The sequence below is a fragment of the Luteibacter sp. 9133 genome, assembly GCF_000800155.1.
Classification (GTDB): domain Bacteria; phylum Pseudomonadota; class Gammaproteobacteria; order Xanthomonadales; family Rhodanobacteraceae; genus Luteibacter; species Luteibacter mycovicinus.
This window is the reverse complement of record NZ_JUHO01000001.1, coordinates 2521412-2539763: the sequence shown is the minus strand read 5'-3', so window position 1 is coordinate 2539763 and position 18352 is coordinate 2521412. Positions and strand designations below refer to the sequence as shown.

The window sequence follows — 18352 nt, the reverse complement described above, 5'->3', positions numbered from 1 at the left end:
ACCTGCCGGCTTCTTACTTCTTGTCGTCCGACGAGCCGCCACCGAACACGCCACCGTCGTCCTTCTTGTCGTCAGCGCTGGTGTTCTTGTCACCCTGGGCGCCGCCGACCGGATTGGCCTTGTACTTCTCGGAGTCCTTCAGCAGCTGCTGGGCGTCCTGGGCGAAGAAATCGCCTTCGGTGCGGACCAGCGTGTCGTTGTTGAAGGTCAGGGTGAGCGTACGGGTGGTCATCTTCTGGCCGCGGTGGGAGAAGGTGGACACGTAATCCCAGCGATCCTGGTCAAAAGGCGAGGTGACCGAGGGGGTGCCCAGCAGCACCAGGACCTGACGCTTGGTCATGCCCGGCTGCAGCTGGTCGACGTTTTTCTTGTCTAGCAGGTTGCCCTGCTGCACGTCGGGGGTATAGACGAGGCCACAGCCCGCGATGGCAACCGCCATCATGGCCAAACCCAGCGTGCGGATGAGCTTATGCATGCGTAGTAACGTCCGGATCGTGAAGCCTGCGATGATACACTAAGCGCCTGACGGCACCGCGAGGGGGTCTATATGGACCAGGAAACCAAAGAGCTCCGCAGGGCGGGGCTCAAAGTCACACATCCGCGCATGCGGATCCTGCAGATCTTCGAAGAGGCGGACGAGCGCCACCTCACGGCTGAAGACATCTACAAGCGTCTGCTTGCGCACCAGGAGGACATCGGGCTTGCCACGGTGTATCGGGTGCTGACCCAGTTCGAAGCTGCCGGCATCGTGATGAAGCACAACTTCGAAGGTGGGCAGGCCGTCTACGAGCTGGACCGCGGCAAGCATCATGACCACATGATCGACGTTGACAGCGGGAAAGTGATCGAGTTCATCAGCGAGGAGATCGAACGCCTCCAGCACGAGATCGCCGACCGCCATGGATACGTCATCGAAGACCACAGCCTGGTGCTGTACGTGCGGCCCAAGAAGAAGCGCTGAGTCAGGCTTTCGCTCGCGGTGAGAGGGCCCCTTCGGGGGCCTTTTTCGTGGGCGTGATTCAGGCAAGGGGCGTTGGCGACGACATTTCGGGCGCCCATAAAAAACGCCGCCGGCGGACTCCTGTCCACCGGCGGCTTGATCCGCTTCGTTGTGGAACGTGGATCGCGAGTTGCTCGCTGGATTCACGTCTGCCCACTTCGAACCGGCGAGGCCGACATCCTGTCGCCTCATCAGGTCGATCGTCCCCACGACCGACCTGGGCTCACCGTCTCTCGACGGCGGCTCCCCCACATCGATAATGGGATCGTAACGAAGTGTTCACTGACCCGGTATTGGAAAATTTCCTATGCTCATTCCGATACTTGTGCTGCGGAGCAACACGCGGAGGTGCAGTCCGACGGGCTCGGGCCGGATCCGGAAGAGGCCTCCAAGCGCGGTGATTCGGTCACTCATACCCTGTAGTCCGCGCCCGCCGCCGTCGGTTCTTGCGGGTTTGGGGGTGGAGGGCAGGCCGGTGCCGTCGTCACGAATGTCGAGGATGGCGACCGGGCCGCTGTCGCGCATGCCGATGCGCAGGCGCAGGGCCATCCGGCTGGCGCCGGAGTGGCGGACGACGTTGGTCGCGCTCTCCTGGACGACGCGGTAGATCGCGGTCAGCGTGTCCTCGTCCAAAAGGCGGGGCTCGCCCCGCAGGTCGGTGACGTAGTGGATGCCCGCAGCGGTCAGCATGTCGCGGATCGGGCCTTCGTCCAGTGCGCGCAGTAATCCGAACTCGTCGAGCACCGAGGGGCGCAGGCTGTCGAGCATCTTGTGCAGCGCCTTGCGCATGTGCCCGAGGATGCCGTTGATGGATTTACCGATGTCTTCCATGCCCGCGCTGCCTAGCCGCGCCTGGGCCAGTTTCAGGTGGGTCTGGATCGCGGTGAGGTTCTGTCCGAGTTCGTCGTGAAGCTCGGCGGCCATGTGTCGGCGCAGGTTTTCCTCCGCCTGGAGGTTGCCGCGGGCGGCGTCGCGCAGCTGACGGGCCAGCTGATCCAGGCGCTGGTTGGCGGCGGCGAGGTGGGTGTTCTGCTGGGCGACGCGCTCGCTGCTGCGGCGAAGCGCGTCGGTGGCTGCGCCGAGCATCAGCGTGCCGGTGCCGGCCACGGCAAGGAACAGATGGGCCGCCGCCGTGGGAGCGCCGCGGCCGATCATGTCTTCGGTGACATTCAGGCCCACGCTGGTGATGAGCATGGCCAGGCCCGCGCCACGCCAGCCATGACGGAAGGCGAAGAAGAGCACCGGTGCCAGTGACAGCACGCGGGCGAACTGCGGCTGCGGAGAATACTCGGCCAGCGTGATCAGGATCGCCAGCGAGGGCAGCATGACGAGCAGGCCGTCGAGCAGGAGCTCGGCCATGGACGACTGCGTGGGGCGCTCGCGGAAGACGAGGATCATCACCGGCACGACCAGCAGTACGCCGAGGTAGTTACCGAGCAGGTCGCTGCCGAAGGTGGTGCCCAGCATCTCGACCGGCGCGGCCGGGTGCAGCGAGGCCATCATGGCGGCGTTGCCGGCGGTGGCGACCGTGGCCGTCACCATCGCCGAGAGCAGCAGGCGGGCGACGTCTTCCGGGGTGCCCAGGCTGGCGTGCAGGTGGGCGCGACGAAGCAGCCACAGGCACGCGGCGACCATGAGGGGCTCCGGCGCGTCGCCGAGCAGAAAGCCGGCGCCGCCGATGGGCAGGCCGCTGCGCCATTCGCAGATCATGCTGCCGGCGAGTTCCGCTCCGAGGATCCAGAACCAGTTGCGGGTGCGGGTGAGTAGCAGCGCACCGAAGCGCAGGCCAAACGGCAGCACCCAGTAGGGCTGCTCGGTAGGCCAGAGCATGATCCAGATCGCCGCGTAGGCGAGCGCTAGCAGGGGACCGGCGAATCGGGAAGGCGCGTGTAGTCGCATGCCCGAATGTTACACGGCGGATGTGCCGGCCCGACGCTCGGCGTCGCCCATACGCACGCGTCGGGATTGCCTGTTACATTCTGTGCATGCCAAGAATCGCTCTTGTAGATGACCATGCCATCGTCCGTGAGGGTTTCAAGCGACTCATCGAGCTTGAACCCGATCTGGACGTCGTTGCCGAAGCCCGCAATGCCGACGAGGCTGTCGATGCGGTCACCCAGCATCGCCCCGACCTGGTGGCGGTGGATCTGTCGCTTCCCGACGGTAGCGGCCTCCCGCTGATCGAGCATCTCGCGAGCATTTCGCCCGGGATGAAGATCGTCGTCCTGAGCATGCACGACGGCGAACCTTACGTTTCCGAGGCGCTGCGTCGCGGTGCGCGCGGCTATGTGACCAAGGGTGTCGCGCCCGAAGAACTCGTCGCCGCGGTGCGTTCAGTGCTTAGCGGTGAGCAATATCTCAGTTCGGATCTGCGTCAGCGGCGCTCGGGACGGCCTTCGGCGGATCTGGATCCGTTCAGCCGTCTGACGGCGCGTGAGCGGGAGGTATTCCTCTTACTCGCGGCCGGGCGCGCGCCGAAGCAGGTCGCGGCGGAACTGGGGATCGGGCAGAAGACGATTTACATCCACCGGGCGGCGGTGATGAACAAGCTCAATGCTGGGTCCGAGCTGGACCTTTATCGGATGGCTCAGGAGAGGGGGCTCATCAGGACCTGACGGTCACCCCTGAGCCCGATCCAGCATTTTCTTCGCGTGCGCCCGCGTCTCTTTCGTAATCTCGACGCCACCCAGCATGCGCGACAGCTCGTCACGACGGCCGGATGCATCCAGCGGATGGATACGCGTACGGGTCGAATCGCCGTCGCTCTCCTTGGCCACGCGCAGGTGTGAGTGACCTTGCGCCGCCACCTGCGGCAGGTGGGTGACGCAGAGTACCTGCACCTTCTCGCCCAGCGCGCGCAGCTTCTGGCCGACCACCTCGGCGACGGCACCGCCGATGCCGGTGTCCACTTCGTCGAAGATCATGCAGCCGATGTTGTCGTTGCCCAGCGTCGCGACTTCGATCGCCAGACTGATGCGGGCGAGTTCGCCACCCGAGGCCACCTTGCGCAACGGGCGTGGCGGCTGGCCGGGGTTGGCGCTGACCAGCAGTTCGCAGCGCTCGCGGCCCTGCGGATCCGGGTCGTCGCCCTCGGCCGGTTCGAGTGACACTTCGAGACGGCCGCCGCCCATGCCCAGCTCACCCATCAACGCGGCCACCGTGCCGCCGAGTCGACCGGCGGCGTCGGCGCGGGCTTTCGACAGCGACGACGCGGCGTCATCCCATGCCTTGCGCAGACGATCGCGCTCGCGACCCAGGCGGTCGAGCGCATCACCGGCGCCTTCCAGTTCGGCAAGGCGCTCGCGGACTTCCTCGGCCTTGGCCGTCAGTTCCTCGATGGGCAGGCGGTAGCGGCGGGCGAGGTCGTGAAGGTGGGTGAGGTGGGTGTCCACCTCGGCCAGCCGTTCGGGATCCAGTTCGACATCCTGCGCGTAGCGGCTGAGGCCGTCGACGGCTTCGCCGACCTGAATCTGGGCGCTGTCGAGCAGCTCCAGGGTCGGGACGAGCGAGGCGTCCAGCTCGGCCAGGCGCGACACCTCGGCATGGGCGCGCAACAGGGCGCGGCCGACAGCGAATTCGCTTTCGCCGTCGAGGATTTCAACGACGCCATTGGCGCCCTCGGCCAGCCGGCCGGCATTGGCCAGCCGGCGATGCTGGGCTTCGAGGTCTTCGAGCGCGGCGGGCGCGAGGGCCCAGCGGTCGAGTTCTTCCAGTTCGTGGGCGAGCAGCTCGATCTGGCGCTCGCGGTCATCGCCGCCGGACAGCGTACGAATGCGCGCCACGGCGTCGCGCCAGGCTTTGGCCGTGTCGCGGACGCTCGTCTGCAAGACCTCGTTGCCCGCGTAGGCGTCCAGCAAAGCCATCTGATGCTGGCGCGAAAGCAGGGCCTGGTGCTCGTGCTGGCCGTGGATCTCGACGATCAGCGAGGCCAGCGTCGACATCTGGGCGAGGCTGGCCGGGCGGCCGTTGATCCAGCCGCGCGAGCTGCCTTCCGTGCGGATCACCCGACGCAGCTGGCAGGTCTCGCCATCGTCCAGTTCTTCCTGGCGGAGCCACTGGGTGGCTTCGGGCAGGCCGGTGAGGTCGAATTCGGCGGCCAGCTCGGCGCGGTCGCTGCCGGCCCGGACCATGCCGCTGTCCGCGCGGGCGCCCGCCAGCAGCATCAGGGCATCCACCAGTAGGGACTTGCCCGCGCCGGTCTCGCCGCTGACCACGGTGAGGCCCGGACCGAAGGCGATCTCGGCTTCTTCGACGACGGCGAACTGGCGGACGTAGAGCGACGTGAGCATGAGAACCAGGCGGCGGATGGAATCGCGCCGATTGTAGCGGGAGGCGAGTCGCATAAGCCGAGACTTGCAAGCGAGGCGGCGAGACCTTATTGATAGCGCGAGCTTCCAACCCCTTTCCCACACCAGCCAGGCGCATGAATCCGTTCTCCGGTCACGACATCGATGCACGAGCGCGCCGGCTGCTGCGGACCCTCATATCGCAATACCTTTCCGACGGTGAGCCGGTGGGCTCACGCACGCTGGCGCGTTCGTCCGGCCTGGAAGTGAGTCCGGCGACCATCCGCAACATCATGGCGGACCTGGAAGAAGCGGGCCTCGTGGCATCGCCCCACACCTCGGCGGGGCGTATTCCGACGCCGCGCGGCCTTCGTCTGTTCGTCGACAGCCTGCTCGAACTGAAGCCGTTGCCGCGCGACGACATGGCCCGCCTGCAGGGCGGGCTGCCACCGCATCAGACGACCACGCGCGACCTGCTGGGCAATGTCTCGAACCTGCTTTCGGCGATGACCCGCTTCGCCGGCGTGGTCACGGTGCCGCGCCAGGGCGATTTCCCGCTGCGCCACATCGATTTCGTCAATCTGCCCGACGCCCGGGTCCTCGTGATCCTGGTGTTCTCGGACAACCAGGTGCAGAACCGGGTGGTTCAGCTGGCCAGGCCGCTGGATGCCACGGAGCTGGAGCAGGCGGCCAATTATCTCAACGCTCAGTTCGCCGGCTTCCGTCTGGCGGACATCCGGGCGCACCTCGCCACCGAACTGCGCGAGGCCGGGGGCGAGCTCAATCGCCAGCTGGCCAGCGTGGTGGAGCTGGCCACCGCGTCGTTCACGCCCGTCGAGGATGCGGACGACGTGCTGGTGAGCGGTCAGACCAATCTCATGGGGTACTCGGAGCTGGCCGATATCGAGCGGCTTCGCGACCTCTTCGACGCCTTCCAGCAGAAGCGCGATCTGCTTCAGCTGATGGAAATGTGCGTTCAGGCGCCCGGCGTGCGCCTGTTTATCGGCGAGGAATCCGGTTTTTCCGCCCTCGACGGGTGCAGTATCGTCACCGCCACCTACGGCACCAGCGGCCGGATGCTGGGCGCGATCGGAGTTATTGGACCGACGCGTATGGCATATGAGCGGGTGATTCCCGTGGTACAAGCCACGGCCGGACTGCTCAGTGACGCCTTGAATCGCGCCGCGGCGACCTCATAAACCGGCACGGGAGGCGGGTTTAGTATTTCCCGCGAATGTTCGGCCCTCCTCGAGGGAGGGCCGTGAAGCTGACATTTGGAGTGACCATGCAGAACAACGATCCCCATGCGCCGGATCAGGCGCAGGACGGCGGTGTCGACGAGAACGGCGCACAGTCCGAGCTCGACGCGCTGAACGCCCAGCTTGCCGCGATGGAAGTCGAGCTGGCCCAGGCTCGCGAGACGGTCCTGCGCGAGAAGGCGGAGATCGAGAACCAGCGCCGCCGCATGCAGCGTGACCTCGACCAGGCCCGCCGTTTCGCCAACGAGAAGCTGCTGGGCGACCTGCTGCCGGTGTACGACGGCATCGCGCTGGGCCTGGCCAATCAGACGGCCGACGCGAAGACGCTGCGCGAGGGGCTGGAAATGTCGCTGAAGCAGCTGGAGAAGGTGACCCAGGCCAACGGCCTTTCGGTCGTCGACCCGCTGCATCAGCCGTTCAACCCGGAGCATCACCAGGCGATCAGCTCGGTCGAATCGAACGAGCACGCGCCGAACACCGTGGTGGCCGTGGTGCAGAAGGGGTTCGTGCTGAACGACCGCCTGTTGCGTCCGGCTCTCGTGGCGGTGGTTCGCGACAACTGAACCAAACCTCGTCCGGCGTCGGTTTCGCGCCGCGGGGAGTCTCACCAGATATTGAATCGATGGGGCACACCCCCATTTTCCAAACCAGTCGCGGCCGCGGGGGCCGCTTAGAAATACGGAGCAACTTCAATGGCCAAGATCATCGGCATCGACCTCGGTACGACCAACTCCTGCGTCGCAGTGATGGAAGGTTCGACCGCGCGCGTTATCGAAAACGCTGAGGGCGATCGCACCACGCCGTCCATCGTCGCTTTCACCAAGGACAACGAAGTCCTGGTGGGTGCGCCGGCCAAGCGTCAGAGCGTCACCAACCCCAAGAACACCTTCTACGCGGTGAAGCGCCTCATCGGCCGCAAGTTCACCGACGCCGAAGTCCAGAAGGACCTCAAGCTGGTTCCTTACGGCATCGTCGCGCACGATAACGGCGACGCATGGGTGCAGACGGCCGATGGCAAGAAGATGGCCCCGCAGGAAGTGTCCGCGAAGGTCCTCATGAAGATGAAGAAGACCGCCGAGGACTTCCTTGGCGAGGCCGTGACCGAGGCCGTCATCACCGTGCCGGCCTACTTCAACGACAGCCAGCGCCAGGCCACCAAGGACGCCGGCAAGATCGCGGGCCTCGAGGTCAAGCGCATCATCAACGAGCCCACCGCTGCCGCGCTGGCCTACGGTCTGGACAAGACCTCGACGGCCGACCGCAAGATCGCCGTGTACGATCTGGGCGGCGGCACGTTCGACGTGTCCATCATCGAAATCGCCAACGTCGACGGCGAGAAGCAGTTCGAAGTGCTCTCGACCAACGGCAACACCTTCCTCGGCGGCGAAGATTTCGACAACCGCGTCATCGATTACCTCGTGGAAGAGTTCAAGAAGGAGCAGGGCATCGACCTGCGCAAGGATCAGCTCGCCCTGCAGCGTCTGAAGGACGCCGCCGAGCGCGCCAAGATCGAGCTCTCGTCCGCGCACCAGACCGACGTTAACCTGCCGTACGTCACGGCCGATGCGACGGGTCCGAAGCATCTGAACATCAAGCTGACCCGCGCCAAGCTGGAGTCGCTGGTGGAAGACCTGGTCAAGGGCACCATCGATCCGTGCCGCACGGCGCTGAACGATGCCGGCCTGAAGATCTCCGACATCAACGAGGTGATCCTCGTCGGTGGTCAGACCCGCATGCCCAAGGTCCAGGAAGCCGTCAAGGACTTCTTCGGCAAGGAAGCGCGCAAGGACGTCAACCCGGATGAAGCCGTCGCCGTCGGCGCCGCGATTCAGGGTGGCGTGCTGGGCGGTACGGTCAAGGACGTGCTGCTGCTCGACGTGACCCCGCTGTCGCTCGGTATCGAGACGATGGGCGGCGTGATGACCAAGCTCATCGAGAAGAACACCACGGTGCCGACCAAGGCCTCGCAGACCTTCTCGACCGCCGACGACAACCAGACCGCCGTGACCGTGCACGTGCTGCAGGGCGAGCGCGAGCGTGCCAATGCGAACAAGTCGCTGGGCAAGTTCGACCTCTCCGGCATCCGTTCGGCACCGCGCGGTCAGCCGCAGATCGAAGTGACCTTCGACATCGACGCCAACGGCATCCTGCACGTGTCCGCGAAGGACAAGGACACCGGCAAGGAGCAGAAGATCGAGATCAAGGCCGGTTCGGGTCTGTCGGATGACGAAGTCGCACGCATGGTCGCCGACGCGGAAGCCAACCGCGAAGAAGACCGTAAGTTCCACGACCTGGTGCAGACGCGTAACAAGGGCGACCAGCTCGTCCATGCCACGCGCAGCCAGCTCAAGGAGCACGGCGGCAAGATCCCGGCCGAGCAGCTCGCCAGCATCGATGGCGCGGTGTCGGAACTCGAGAAAGCGCTGACCGGCGAAGACAAGGACGCCATCGAGGCGAAGATCACCAACCTGGAGCAGGTCGCTCAGGCGCTGTCCGCCGCGGCTCAGTCCAGTGGCGGCACGCAGGACACCGCGCAGCAGTCGGCACCGGGCGGTGGCTCGGCCCAGCCTGACGACGTGGTGGACGCCGAGTTCACCGAGGTCAAGGACGAGAAGAAGTAATTTCGTCCTGTAGAGCAACGGCACACCGCGGGCCCGGCGCCCGCGGTGTGACAACGGTTAACCGGCACGATCGCGTCGAAGGGAAACCTCTCGGCGCGTTCGTCCGTCCAGGGAAAGCAAGCGTGTAATGAGCAGCAAGCGCGACTACTACGAAATTCTCGGTGTCGAGCGCACCGTGACCGAGGGCGACCTCAAGACGACCTTCCGTCGCGTGGCGATGAAGTACCACCCCGACCGCAATCCGGACGATCCGACTGCGATCGAGAAATTCAAGGAAGCCAAGGAGGCCTACGACGTGCTGTCCGATGCGCAGAAGCGCGCGGCGTACGATCAGCATGGCCATGCCGCCTTCGAAGGCGGTGGCTTTGGTCGTGGCGGCGGCGCCGGTTTTGGCGACGTCGGCGATATCTTTGGCGATATCTTTGGGGATATCTTCGGCGGTGGCGGCGGACGCCAGCGTGCGCGTCGCGGTGCCGACCTGCGCTACATGATGGATCTGGATCTCGAGGAAGCCGTGTTCGGCGTCGAGAAGAAGATCGAGATTCCGACCCAGGTCAACTGCCATCACTGCAACGGGAGCGGTTCGGAAGACGGCAAGGTCTCCAAATGCAGCACCTGCGCCGGCCATGGCCGCGTGCGCATGCAGAACGGCATCTTTTCGATTCAGCAGGCTTGCCCGACCTGTCACGGCTCCGGCCAGAAGATCGACAAGCCCTGCAAGAAATGCCACGGCGAAGGCCGTCTGGAAGAAGAACGCACGCTGTCGGTGCAGATTCCGGCCGGTGTCGACAACGGCGACCGCATCCGTCTGACCGGGCAGGGCGAAGCCGGTCCGGCCGGTTCGCCGTCGGGTGATCTCTACGTGGAAGTGCGTGTGCGCGAGCACGCGATCTTCCAGCGCGATGGCAGCGATCTGTACTGCGAAGTGCCGATTCGGTTCGCTCAGGCCGCGCTCGGTACCGAACTGATGGTCCCGACGCTCGAGGGCGAAGTGGCCGTCAACGTGCCGCCCGAGACGCAGACGGGACATCAGTTCCGCATGCGCGGTCGGGGGGTGAAGTCCGTTCGCGGCGGCCGTACGGGTGACCTGGTGTGCACCGTCGTGGTCGAGACGCCGGTTCGCCTGACCAAGGAACAGCGCGAGTTGCTTACCCAGCTCGAAGCGACGTTCGTCGGCGAAGAGGCGGCGAAGCATACGCCGCGCTCGACGACGTTCATCGATGGGGTGAAAGACTTCTGGTCCAGGGTCACTTCATGACCCGTCCCGTCCGTCTCGCCGTCAGCGGCGCCTCCGGCCGGATGGGCCATGCGCTGCTCGGTCTTGTCCGCGACGACGAACGCTTCGAACTCGTTCGCGCCATCGTCTCGTCGAACTCCGTGCGTCTGGGCAAGGCGGCCTATGGCGACGTGTCGGCGCTTCGCTTCAGCGACTGGACCGACGCTTCCGACATCGACGTCGTCATCGACTTCAGCGGTCCGGAGGGTCTCGCCTCCGCGCTGGACTACTGTGAGACGAGTGGTGCGTCACTGGTGACCGGCAGTACCGGCCTCGGTCCTGAGCAGACCGAGCGCCTCGCGAAAGCATCGGAACGCATCGCTGTGCTGCATGCCGCCAATTTCAGTCTCGGTGTCGCCGTTCTGACGCGGCTGCTTCGTGAAGCCGCCGCGGCACTGCCTGGCTGGGACCTCGATATCGTCGAGGCCCATCACAACCGGAAGGAAGACGCTCCGTCGGGTACCGCGCTGGCAATGGGGCATGCCGCTGCCGCGGGGCGTGGCGCGACGCTGGATGAATTGGCCGTCTATTCGAGAGAGGGCCGTCCCGGCGCGCGTAAGGCAGGGACGATCGGCTTCGCCGTCGTACGTGGCGGCGATATCGTCGGCGAGCACCAGGCGTTGCTGATGGGGCAGGGCGAGCGTATCGAGCTGGGGCATCGCGCGACGGATCGGTCCATCTTTGCGCGCGGCGCGCTGGAGTCCGCGGCGTGGATCGCCGGGCGTGCGCCGGGGACCTGGACGATCGAAGACGTGATCGCCGCAAAGGTTTGATGCTCTGCGTAAGAATCGCTCTCACCTGATCTGAGAGCACGTGTTAACATCCGCCCCGAAGTCATTGGGGAGTAGCCATCTCCGTACCCAGGAGAGTTCGCGTCAACAGACTTGGTGGCCTTGTGCCCCATGGCGCGAACGGCAGCGACGCACACACGGTGCGTTGCCGGCCCGGCGAGACCTTTGGCCAGCGACATGCTTACCCAGGCCGGGCGAGCGGTGTCGTTGAGCCATCGGTATTTTCTCGCTCGCTCGGCCTTAGATAAAACATGCTGCTGACATGCTTTCTCTTCCTGGTTTCGGCCGGGGCCATCTATTTCGCGTGCGAATACTTCGTCAACGGCGTCGAATGGTTCGGGCGCAAGCTCAACCTCGGCGCCACCGCTACCGGTACGGTCCTCGCGGCCTTCGGTACGGCGCTTCCCGAAAGCGCGGTGACGTTCGTCGCCGTGATGTTCGGTAAGGATGCCGCGGCTAAGGATATCGGCGTCGGTGCGGCCCTCGGGGGGCCACTGGTACTCGCGACCATCGCGTACGCCGTGGTCGGATTCGCTCTGTATGCGGGCCGTAAGCGCCTCAAGCGCCCCGACCTCCGGGTGCGTGTCGATAACCAGCGTCTCGCGCGCGATCAGTCGTGGTTCCTTGCGATCTTCGTCGTAAAAGTCGGCCTGGGTCTCGTCGCGTTCGCATGGAAGCCCTGGCTCGGCGTGCTTTTCCTGCTCGCGTACGTGGCCTACGTGTGGCGCGAGATGCGTGACGACAGCACGGCGCCTGAGGAGGAAGAGCTCGAGCCGCTGACCTTCCGCCCGAATGACGCCGATCCGACGATGGGCTGGATCGCGCTGCAAACCAGCCTGGCGTTGATCGTCATCGCCATCGCGTCGCGCACCTTCGTGTGGCAGCTCGAAGCCTTCGGTGAATTCTTCCACCTGTCGCCGCACATCGTCGCGCTGGTGCTGAGCCCCGTGGCGACCGAACTGCCCGAAACGGTGAACGCGCTGATCTGGGTGCGCCAGGGCAAGGAGCGGCTGGCGCTGGCCAACATCTCCGGCGCCATGATGATTCAGGCGACCATTCCCAGCTCGATGGCGTTGTTCGCTACGCCGTGGCTGTTCGATACGCCGCTGATCGTGGCTGGCGGCGTCACGATGGTGGCGGTGATCGCGTTGTGGGCGATGTTCCGGCATGGCTCGGTGGAAGCGCGCTGGCTGATGCCGATCGGCGCGCTGTACGGCGTGTTTGCCGTGTTCGTCGGCTGGTGGTTCGGGGTGCGGTGAGGGACGGAAGATCGGCTCTGGCGAGAGCCCGCCCGCCGACGAATTCAGCCAAACTCAGTCCGGATGCGAGGCGTTCCGGTCGCGATCGGCACCCACCTTCCGGTCCAGTTTTCCGAAGATCTTCTTGAACACCCGCGAGAACTTGCCCCGCTTGGTCTTGCGGGCTTTCTCCTCTTCGGAGGTCAGCCAGGCGACCTGAATGACCCGGCGCTCGCCCTCATAGGGCAGGTGACCATGGAAGGAGTTCTCGGCCCGGCGGAACACGGCGAACTCCCCGTAAAGCGGCTTCAGCTCCGGCGCGACGATGTCGTCGATGTCATTGATCGAGCTGAGGAAACGGAGGCAGCCGTCGCTGGTATCCGGCCACATGGGGTTGAGGTAGATCAGCGCGGTGGCGATCTTGGACTTGCTGTCGGTGTGGATGGTGCCGTGCCGGCGGTTGAGCAGGCGGCAGATCGTGACCAGGGTCGGATAGTTCTCCAGCCCGGGAATACCGAGGTGTTTACCGATCGCGGAAGAGAACTGGCGCGAGGTCATCTGCTTGACCAGCTCGTTCACGGACGGGCCGCAGTCGCTGGCGTCGTAGGGGAAGAAGCCGGCGCTGGTGTATTGCGGGAAGTCGCGGTCCAGTTCGGATCGCGACTCGTCCGGCAGCTGGCCGTGGGCGATCATGAACGAAAAGGGCTCGTGCCGGATGTCGGTGTCGGGACGGTCCAGGCGGGCGGGGTCGAGCAGCATGCGGTGGTTCTCGGTGGTCTGGCTCGGGCGCCATTGTATCGCGTCGGACCTGTTCACCAGCGATATTCCGCCGCAGGGTCGTTCATCGTTTTGCGGTGGACAAAACGGGCCCTGGCGCCTATCATTCTTACCCGCCCAGCGACCCCTATATCCCCAAGGCCCACGAGCCGCTAAATGCAGGCTTGCGGGCTTTGCTGCACCCGAAGGCGGCCATCCCATGCGTACTCCTGCTCTGCTTGCTCTCGAAGACGGCAGCATTTTTCACGGCCACGCGGTCGGTGCCCGTGGTGAGACGATTGGTGAGGTGGTGTTCAACACCGCCATGACCGGTTATCAGGAAATCCTGACCGACCCCTCGTACTCCCGTCAGATCGTCACGCTGACCTATCCGCACATCGGCAACACCGGCACCAACGATGTCGACGTCGAAGCCGACCGCGTCCACGCGGCGGGCCTCATCGTCCGCGACGTGCCGCGCCTTGCCAGCAACTGGCGCAGCGTCGAGCCCCTGCCGCAGTATCTCGAGCGCAACGGCATCGTCGCCATCGCCGGTATCGACACGCGTCGCCTCACACGCATCCTTCGCGAGAAGGGCGCGCTGAGCGGCTGCATCGTCGCCGGTGACGCGATCGACGCCGATGCCGCCGTCGCCAAGGCGCGCGGCTTCGAAGGCCTCAATGGCATGGACCTCGCCAAGGTCGTCAGCACCACCCGGACCTATCAGTGGTCCGAAGGTGTGTACGACCTCGACAAGCAGGCGTTCTACAACGCGCCGAAGAAGTTCAGGGTCGTCGCTTACGATTTCGGTGTGAAGCAGAACATCCTGCGCCTGCTCGCCGGCCGCGGTGTCGACATCACCGTGGTGCCGGCGCAGACGCCCGCCGACGACGTGCTGGCGATGAATCCGGACGGCGTCTTCCTGGCCAATGGCCCGGGCGACCCGGCCGCGTGCGACTACGCGATCGAAGCGACGAAGCGGATCCTCGATACCAAGATCCCGCTGTTCGGCATCTGCCTGGGACATCAGATCCTGGCGCTGGCCGTCGGCGCGAAGACGCTGAAGATGAAGTTCGGTCACCACGGCGCCAATCATCCGGTGAAGGATCACGACACCGGCCGCGTGCTGATCAGCTCGCAGAACCACGGCTTCGCGGTGGATCCGGCCACGCTGCCGGCCAACGTGCGCGTCACCCACACCTCGCTGTTCGACGGCTCGCTGCAGGGCTTCGCCCTGACGGATCGCCCCGCGTTCTGTTTCCAGGGACACCCGGAAGCCAGCCCCGGTCCGGAGGACGTCGGTTACCTGTTCGACACGTTCATCGCCTCGATGGAAGAGCACAAGGCCAAGCGCGCGTCCTGACGCGCCGCTGGCCCTTCCACTCATCCATCCGCTTCGTTTGCGAGAGATACCATGCCCAAGCGCACAGACATCAAGACCATCCTCGTCATCGGTGCCGGCCCGATCGTCATCGGCCAGGCCTGCGAGTTCGACTATTCCGGCGCCCAGGCCTGCAAGGCGCTGAAGGAAGAGGGTTATCGCGTCGTCCTGGTCAATTCGAACCCGGCGACGATCATGACCGACCCGGACACGGCCCACGCCGTGTACATCGAGCCGATCAACTGGCAGACGGTGGAGCGCATCATCGCCAAGGAGCGCCCCGATGCGATCCTGCCGACGATGGGCGGCCAGACCGGTCTCAATTGCGCCCTCGACCTCGCCGACAACGGCGTGCTCGAGAAATACAACGTCGAGCTGATCGGCGCGTCGCGCGAAGCCATCCGCATGGCGGAGGACCGCAACCTCTTCCGCATCGCCATGGCCGAGATCGGTCTGGAGTGCCCGAAGGCCGAGGTGGCCCGCTCGATGGAACAGGCGCTGGAAATCCAGGCCACGGTCGGCTTCCCGACCATCATCCGCCCCAGCTTCACGCTGGGTGGTTCGGGTGGCGGCATCGCATACAACAAGGAAGAATTCGTCGAGATCGTCGGCCGCGGCCTCGAACTCTCGCCCGTGCACGAAGTGCTGGTCGAAGAGTCGGTGCTGGGCTGGAAGGAATTCGAGATGGAAGTGGTCCGCGACAAGGCGGACAACTGCATCATCGTCTGCTCGATCGAAAACTTCGATCCGATGGGCGTGCACACGGGCGACTCGATCACCGTCGCGCCGGCACAGACGCTGACCGACAAGGAATATCAGCGCCTGCGTAACGCCTCCATCGCGGTGCTGCGTAAGATCGGTGTGGATACCGGCGGTTCCAACGTGCAGTTCGGTATCAATGCCGAAGACGGTCGCGTGGTCGTCATCGAGATGAACCCGCGCGTGTCGCGTTCGTCGGCACTGGCCTCCAAGGCCACCGGCTTTCCGATCGCGAAGGTCGCCGCCAAGCTCGCTGTCGGTTACACGCTGGACGAACTGAAGAACGACATCACCGGCGGTCTCACCCCGGCCTCGTTCGAGCCGTCCATCGATTACGTCGTCACCAAGATCCCGCGCTTCGCTTTCGAGAAGTTCCCGGCCGCCGACGCGCGCCTCACCACCCAGATGAAATCGGTGGGCGAGGTGATGGCGATGGGTCGTACCTTCACCGAGTCGATGCAGAAGGCTCTGCGTGGCCTCGAGATCGGCAAGACCGGCCTCAACCCGACCGGCCTGGACATCGGTAGCGAAGAAGGTTTCCAGACGCTCAAGCGCGAATTGCGCGAGCCGCGTCCGGACCGCGTGTTCCACGTGGCCGATGCCTTCCGCGCCGGCCTGTCGCTGGAGGAGGTCTATGCGCTGACCCGTATCGATCCGTGGTTCCTGGCCGCGTTCGAAGACATCGTGATGACCGAAGGCGAAGTGCAGCGCCAGGGTCTGACCGCGCTGGACGAGCCGCGCATGCGCGAGCTCAAGCGCATGGGCTTCTCCGATGCGCGTCTGGCCGAGCTGGTCGACACCAACGAAGCCGCCGTGCGTCACGTGCGTCGTACGCTGGGCGTCCGCCCGGTCTACAAGCGCGTCGACTCCTGCGCCGCCGAGTTCGCCACCACCACCGCGTACATGTATTCCACGTACGAGGAAGAGTGCGAGGCCAACCCGACCAACCGCGACAAGATCATCGTGCTGGGCGGCGGTCCGAACCGCATCGGCCAGGGTATCGAGTTCGACTACTGCTGCGTGCACGCGGCGCTCGCGCTGCGCGAGGATGGTTTCGAAACCATCATGGTCAACTGCAACCCGGAAACCGTCTCGACCGATTACGACACCTCCGACCGCCTGTATTTCGAGCCGCTGACGCTCGAAGACGTGCTGGAGATCGTCGACCTCGAAAAACCCAAGGGCGTCATCGTGCAGTACGGCGGTCAGACCCCGCTCAAGCTGGCGCGTGCGCTCGAAGCCGCCGGCGTGCCGGTCATCGGTACCTCGGCAGAGTCGATCGACCTGGCGGAAGACCGTGAGCGCTTCCAGCAGCTCATCGAGAAGCTCAAGCTCAAGCAGCCGCCGAACCGCACCGCGCGCAACGCCGACGAAGCGCTGGCGCTGGCCCGTGAGATCGGTTATCCGCTGGTGGTCCGCCCGAGCTACGTGCTCGGTGGCCGCGCCATGGAAATCGTCTACGCCGACGCCGACCTCTCGCGCTACATCCGCGACGCCGTGCAGGTGTCCAACGATTCGCCGGTACTGCTCGACCGTTTCCTCGATCACGCCGTGGAAGTGGACGTCGACATCGTCGCCGATGCCGAAGGCAACGTGCTGATCGGCGGCATCATGGAGCACATCGAAGAGGCCGGCGTGCATTCCGGCGACTCGTCGTGCTCGCTGCCGCCGTACTCCCTCTCGCAGGAAGTGCAGGACGAAATGCGCCGCCAGGTCACCGAGCTGGCGCGTGAGCTGAAGGTCATCGGCCTGATGAATACGCAGTTCGCGATCCAGGGTGACGAGGTGTTCATCCTCGAGGTGAACCCGCGCGCTTCGCGCACGGTGCCGTTCGTCTGCAAGGCCACCGGCATGTCGCTGGCGAAGATCGCAGCGCGCGCCATGGCCGGCCGCACGCTCGCCGACCAGGGCGCGACGAAGGAAATCATCCCGTCGTACTACTCGGTCAAGGAAGCCATCTTCCCGTTCCTGAAGTTCCAGAACGTCGACCCGATCCTCGGGCCGGAGATGCGTTCCACGGGTGAGGTGATGGGTGTGGGTCGCACCTTCGGCGCGGCGTTCGCACGCGGTCACGAGGCGGCCGGCATCAAGGCGCCGCCGAAGGGCAAGGTCTTCATGTCGGTACGCGATGCCGACAAGGAGCGGCTGCTGCCCATCGCGCAGGATGTCACCGCGCGCGGTTACGTCGTCGTGGCCACGGCCGGTACCGCGTCGTTCCTCGAGGGTCATGGCGTGAAGTGCGAGCGCATCAACAAGGTGCTCGAGGGCCGTCCGCACATCGTCGACCTGATCAAGAACGGCGAAGTCGTCTATATCGTCAACACGACGGAAGGCAAGCAGGCCATCTCGGATTCGTTCTCGATCCGTCGCGAAGCGCTGCAGCAGCGCGTCACGTACTCCACCACCGTGGCCGGCGCGCGTGCCCTCGTGCATTCGCTCGACTTCCACGCCGATGGTGAAGTGAACAGCCTGCAGGACCTGCACAAGGAGCTGAACGCATGAGCCCGACCCGTCCGCCCATGACCGCCATCGGTGCCGACCGTCTTCGTGACGAACTCGAGTACCTCAAGCGCGTGAAGCGTCCCGAGATCGTCGCCGCCGTGGCGGAAGCGCGTGCGCATGGCGATCTGAAGGAAAACGCCGAGTATCACGCCGCACGCGAGATGCACGGCTTCAACGAAGGCCGTATCAACGAGCTGGAAGCGGCGCTGTCCAATTCCGAAATCATCGATACGGAGCGCCTCACGGTGGGCTCGCGCATCGTGTTCGGTGCCATCGTCGAACTGATCGACCTCGATAACGATACGGAAGTGACGTATCAGATCGTTGGCGACCTGGAAGCCGACATCAAGAAGAACCTAATCGCGGTGTCGTCGCCGATCGCGCGTGCGCTGATCGGCAAGAGCGAAGGCGACGAGTTCGACTTCGTCGCGCCGAATGGCACGAAGACGTATGAGATCAAGGGTGTGCGTTACAAGTAATTTG

The 18352-nt window shown here is 65.0% G+C and carries 15 protein-coding genes and 1 riboswitch; of the genes, 11 read left to right on the top strand and 4 right to left on the bottom strand.

What is annotated here, in order from left to right; genetic code table 11:
- Positions 1-13: 13 nt before the first annotated feature.
- Positions 14-475, bottom strand: coding sequence for an outer membrane protein assembly factor BamE (bamE, locus tag FA87_RS10920; protein WP_036112489.1), 462 nt, complete (start codon positions 473-475; stop codon positions 14-16).
- Between the two features lie 72 nt (positions 476-547).
- Here bamE and fur point away from each other — a divergent pair, with 72 nt between their 5' ends.
- Positions 548-961, top strand: coding sequence for a ferric iron uptake transcriptional regulator (gene fur, locus FA87_RS10915; RefSeq protein WP_036112492.1), 414 nt, complete (start codon positions 548-550; stop codon positions 959-961).
- A gap of 318 nt (positions 962-1279) precedes the next feature.
- Here the strand turns inward: fur and FA87_RS10910 are convergent, their stop codons facing one another.
- Complete coding sequence (locus tag FA87_RS10910; RefSeq protein WP_051943514.1) at positions 1280-2899, bottom strand: MASE1 domain-containing protein; 1620 nt, start codon at positions 2897-2899, stop codon at positions 1280-1282.
- Between the two features lie 86 nt (positions 2900-2985).
- Here FA87_RS10910 and FA87_RS10905 point away from each other — a divergent pair, with 86 nt between their 5' ends.
- Complete coding sequence (locus FA87_RS10905) at positions 2986-3615, top strand: response regulator transcription factor (RefSeq protein WP_036112494.1); 630 nt, start codon at positions 2986-2988, stop codon at positions 3613-3615.
- Positions 3616-3618: 3 nt separating this feature from the next.
- Here FA87_RS10905 and recN read toward each other — a convergent pair whose 3' ends face one another.
- Positions 3619-5289 carry a DNA repair protein RecN gene (gene recN / locus FA87_RS10900; RefSeq protein ID WP_043697958.1) on the bottom strand — a complete coding sequence of 557 codons (1671 nt, stop codon included), beginning with the start codon at positions 5287-5289 and terminating at the stop codon, positions 3619-3621.
- Positions 5290-5423: 134 nt separating this feature from the next.
- Between recN and hrcA the strand changes: the two genes are divergently transcribed.
- From hrcA to FA87_RS10870, 6 genes are all read left to right on the top strand, one after another.
- Positions 5424-6485: a heat-inducible transcriptional repressor HrcA gene (gene hrcA / locus FA87_RS10895; RefSeq protein WP_036112496.1), complete on the top strand. Its 1062-nt coding sequence runs from the start codon at positions 5424-5426 to the stop codon at positions 6483-6485.
- A gap of 86 nt (positions 6486-6571) precedes the next feature.
- On the top strand, positions 6572-7108 hold the full coding sequence (grpE, locus tag FA87_RS10890; RefSeq protein ID WP_036112500.1) for a nucleotide exchange factor GrpE: 537 nt from the start codon (positions 6572-6574) through the stop codon (positions 7106-7108).
- A gap of 129 nt (positions 7109-7237) precedes the next feature.
- Positions 7238-9166 carry a molecular chaperone DnaK gene (gene dnaK / locus FA87_RS10885; RefSeq protein WP_036112503.1) on the top strand — a complete coding sequence of 643 codons (1929 nt, stop codon included), beginning with the start codon at positions 7238-7240 and terminating at the stop codon, positions 9164-9166.
- A 127-nt stretch (positions 9167-9293) separates the two neighbouring features.
- On the top strand, positions 9294-10424 hold the full coding sequence (dnaJ, locus tag FA87_RS10880; RefSeq protein ID WP_036112506.1) for a molecular chaperone DnaJ: 1131 nt from the start codon (positions 9294-9296) through the stop codon (positions 10422-10424).
- Complete coding sequence (gene dapB / locus FA87_RS10875; protein WP_036112509.1) at positions 10421-11215, top strand: 4-hydroxy-tetrahydrodipicolinate reductase; 795 nt, start codon at positions 10421-10423, stop codon at positions 11213-11215. Before dnaJ ends, dapB begins: the two co-directional genes overlap by 4 nt.
- 54 nt (positions 11216-11269) lie before the next feature.
- Positions 11270-11468, top strand: a riboswitch (yybP-ykoY riboswitch).
- A 16-nt stretch (positions 11469-11484) separates the two neighbouring features.
- Complete coding sequence (locus FA87_RS10870) at positions 11485-12492, top strand: sodium:calcium antiporter (protein ID WP_036112512.1); 1008 nt, start codon at positions 11485-11487, stop codon at positions 12490-12492.
- 54 nt (positions 12493-12546) lie between these two features.
- On the opposite strand, the gene FA87_RS10865 is transcribed toward FA87_RS10870, so the two are convergent.
- Positions 12547-13230, bottom strand: a complete 684-nt coding sequence (locus FA87_RS10865; RefSeq protein ID WP_036112516.1) for a 2OG-Fe(II) oxygenase — start codon at positions 13228-13230, stop codon at positions 12547-12549.
- 217 nt (positions 13231-13447) lie between these two features.
- Here FA87_RS10865 and carA point away from each other — a divergent pair, with 217 nt between their 5' ends.
- The 3 genes from carA to greA are packed head-to-tail and all read left to right on the top strand — an operon-like array spanning position 13448 to position 18348.
- Entirely contained in the window at positions 13448-14590 is a 1143-nt protein-coding gene (gene carA / locus FA87_RS10860) for a glutamine-hydrolyzing carbamoyl-phosphate synthase small subunit (RefSeq protein ID WP_036112519.1), read from the top strand.
- 51 nt (positions 14591-14641) lie between these two features.
- On the top strand, positions 14642-17869 hold the full coding sequence (gene carB, locus FA87_RS10855; RefSeq protein WP_036112523.1) for a carbamoyl-phosphate synthase large subunit: 3228 nt from the start codon (positions 14642-14644) through the stop codon (positions 17867-17869).
- A complete protein-coding gene (greA, locus tag FA87_RS10850; protein ID WP_036112526.1) occupies positions 17866-18348 on the top strand; it encodes a transcription elongation factor GreA in 483 nt (160 codons plus the stop codon). The genes carB and greA overlap by 4 nt, the downstream gene beginning before the upstream one ends.
- Positions 18349-18352 lie beyond the last annotated feature (4 nt).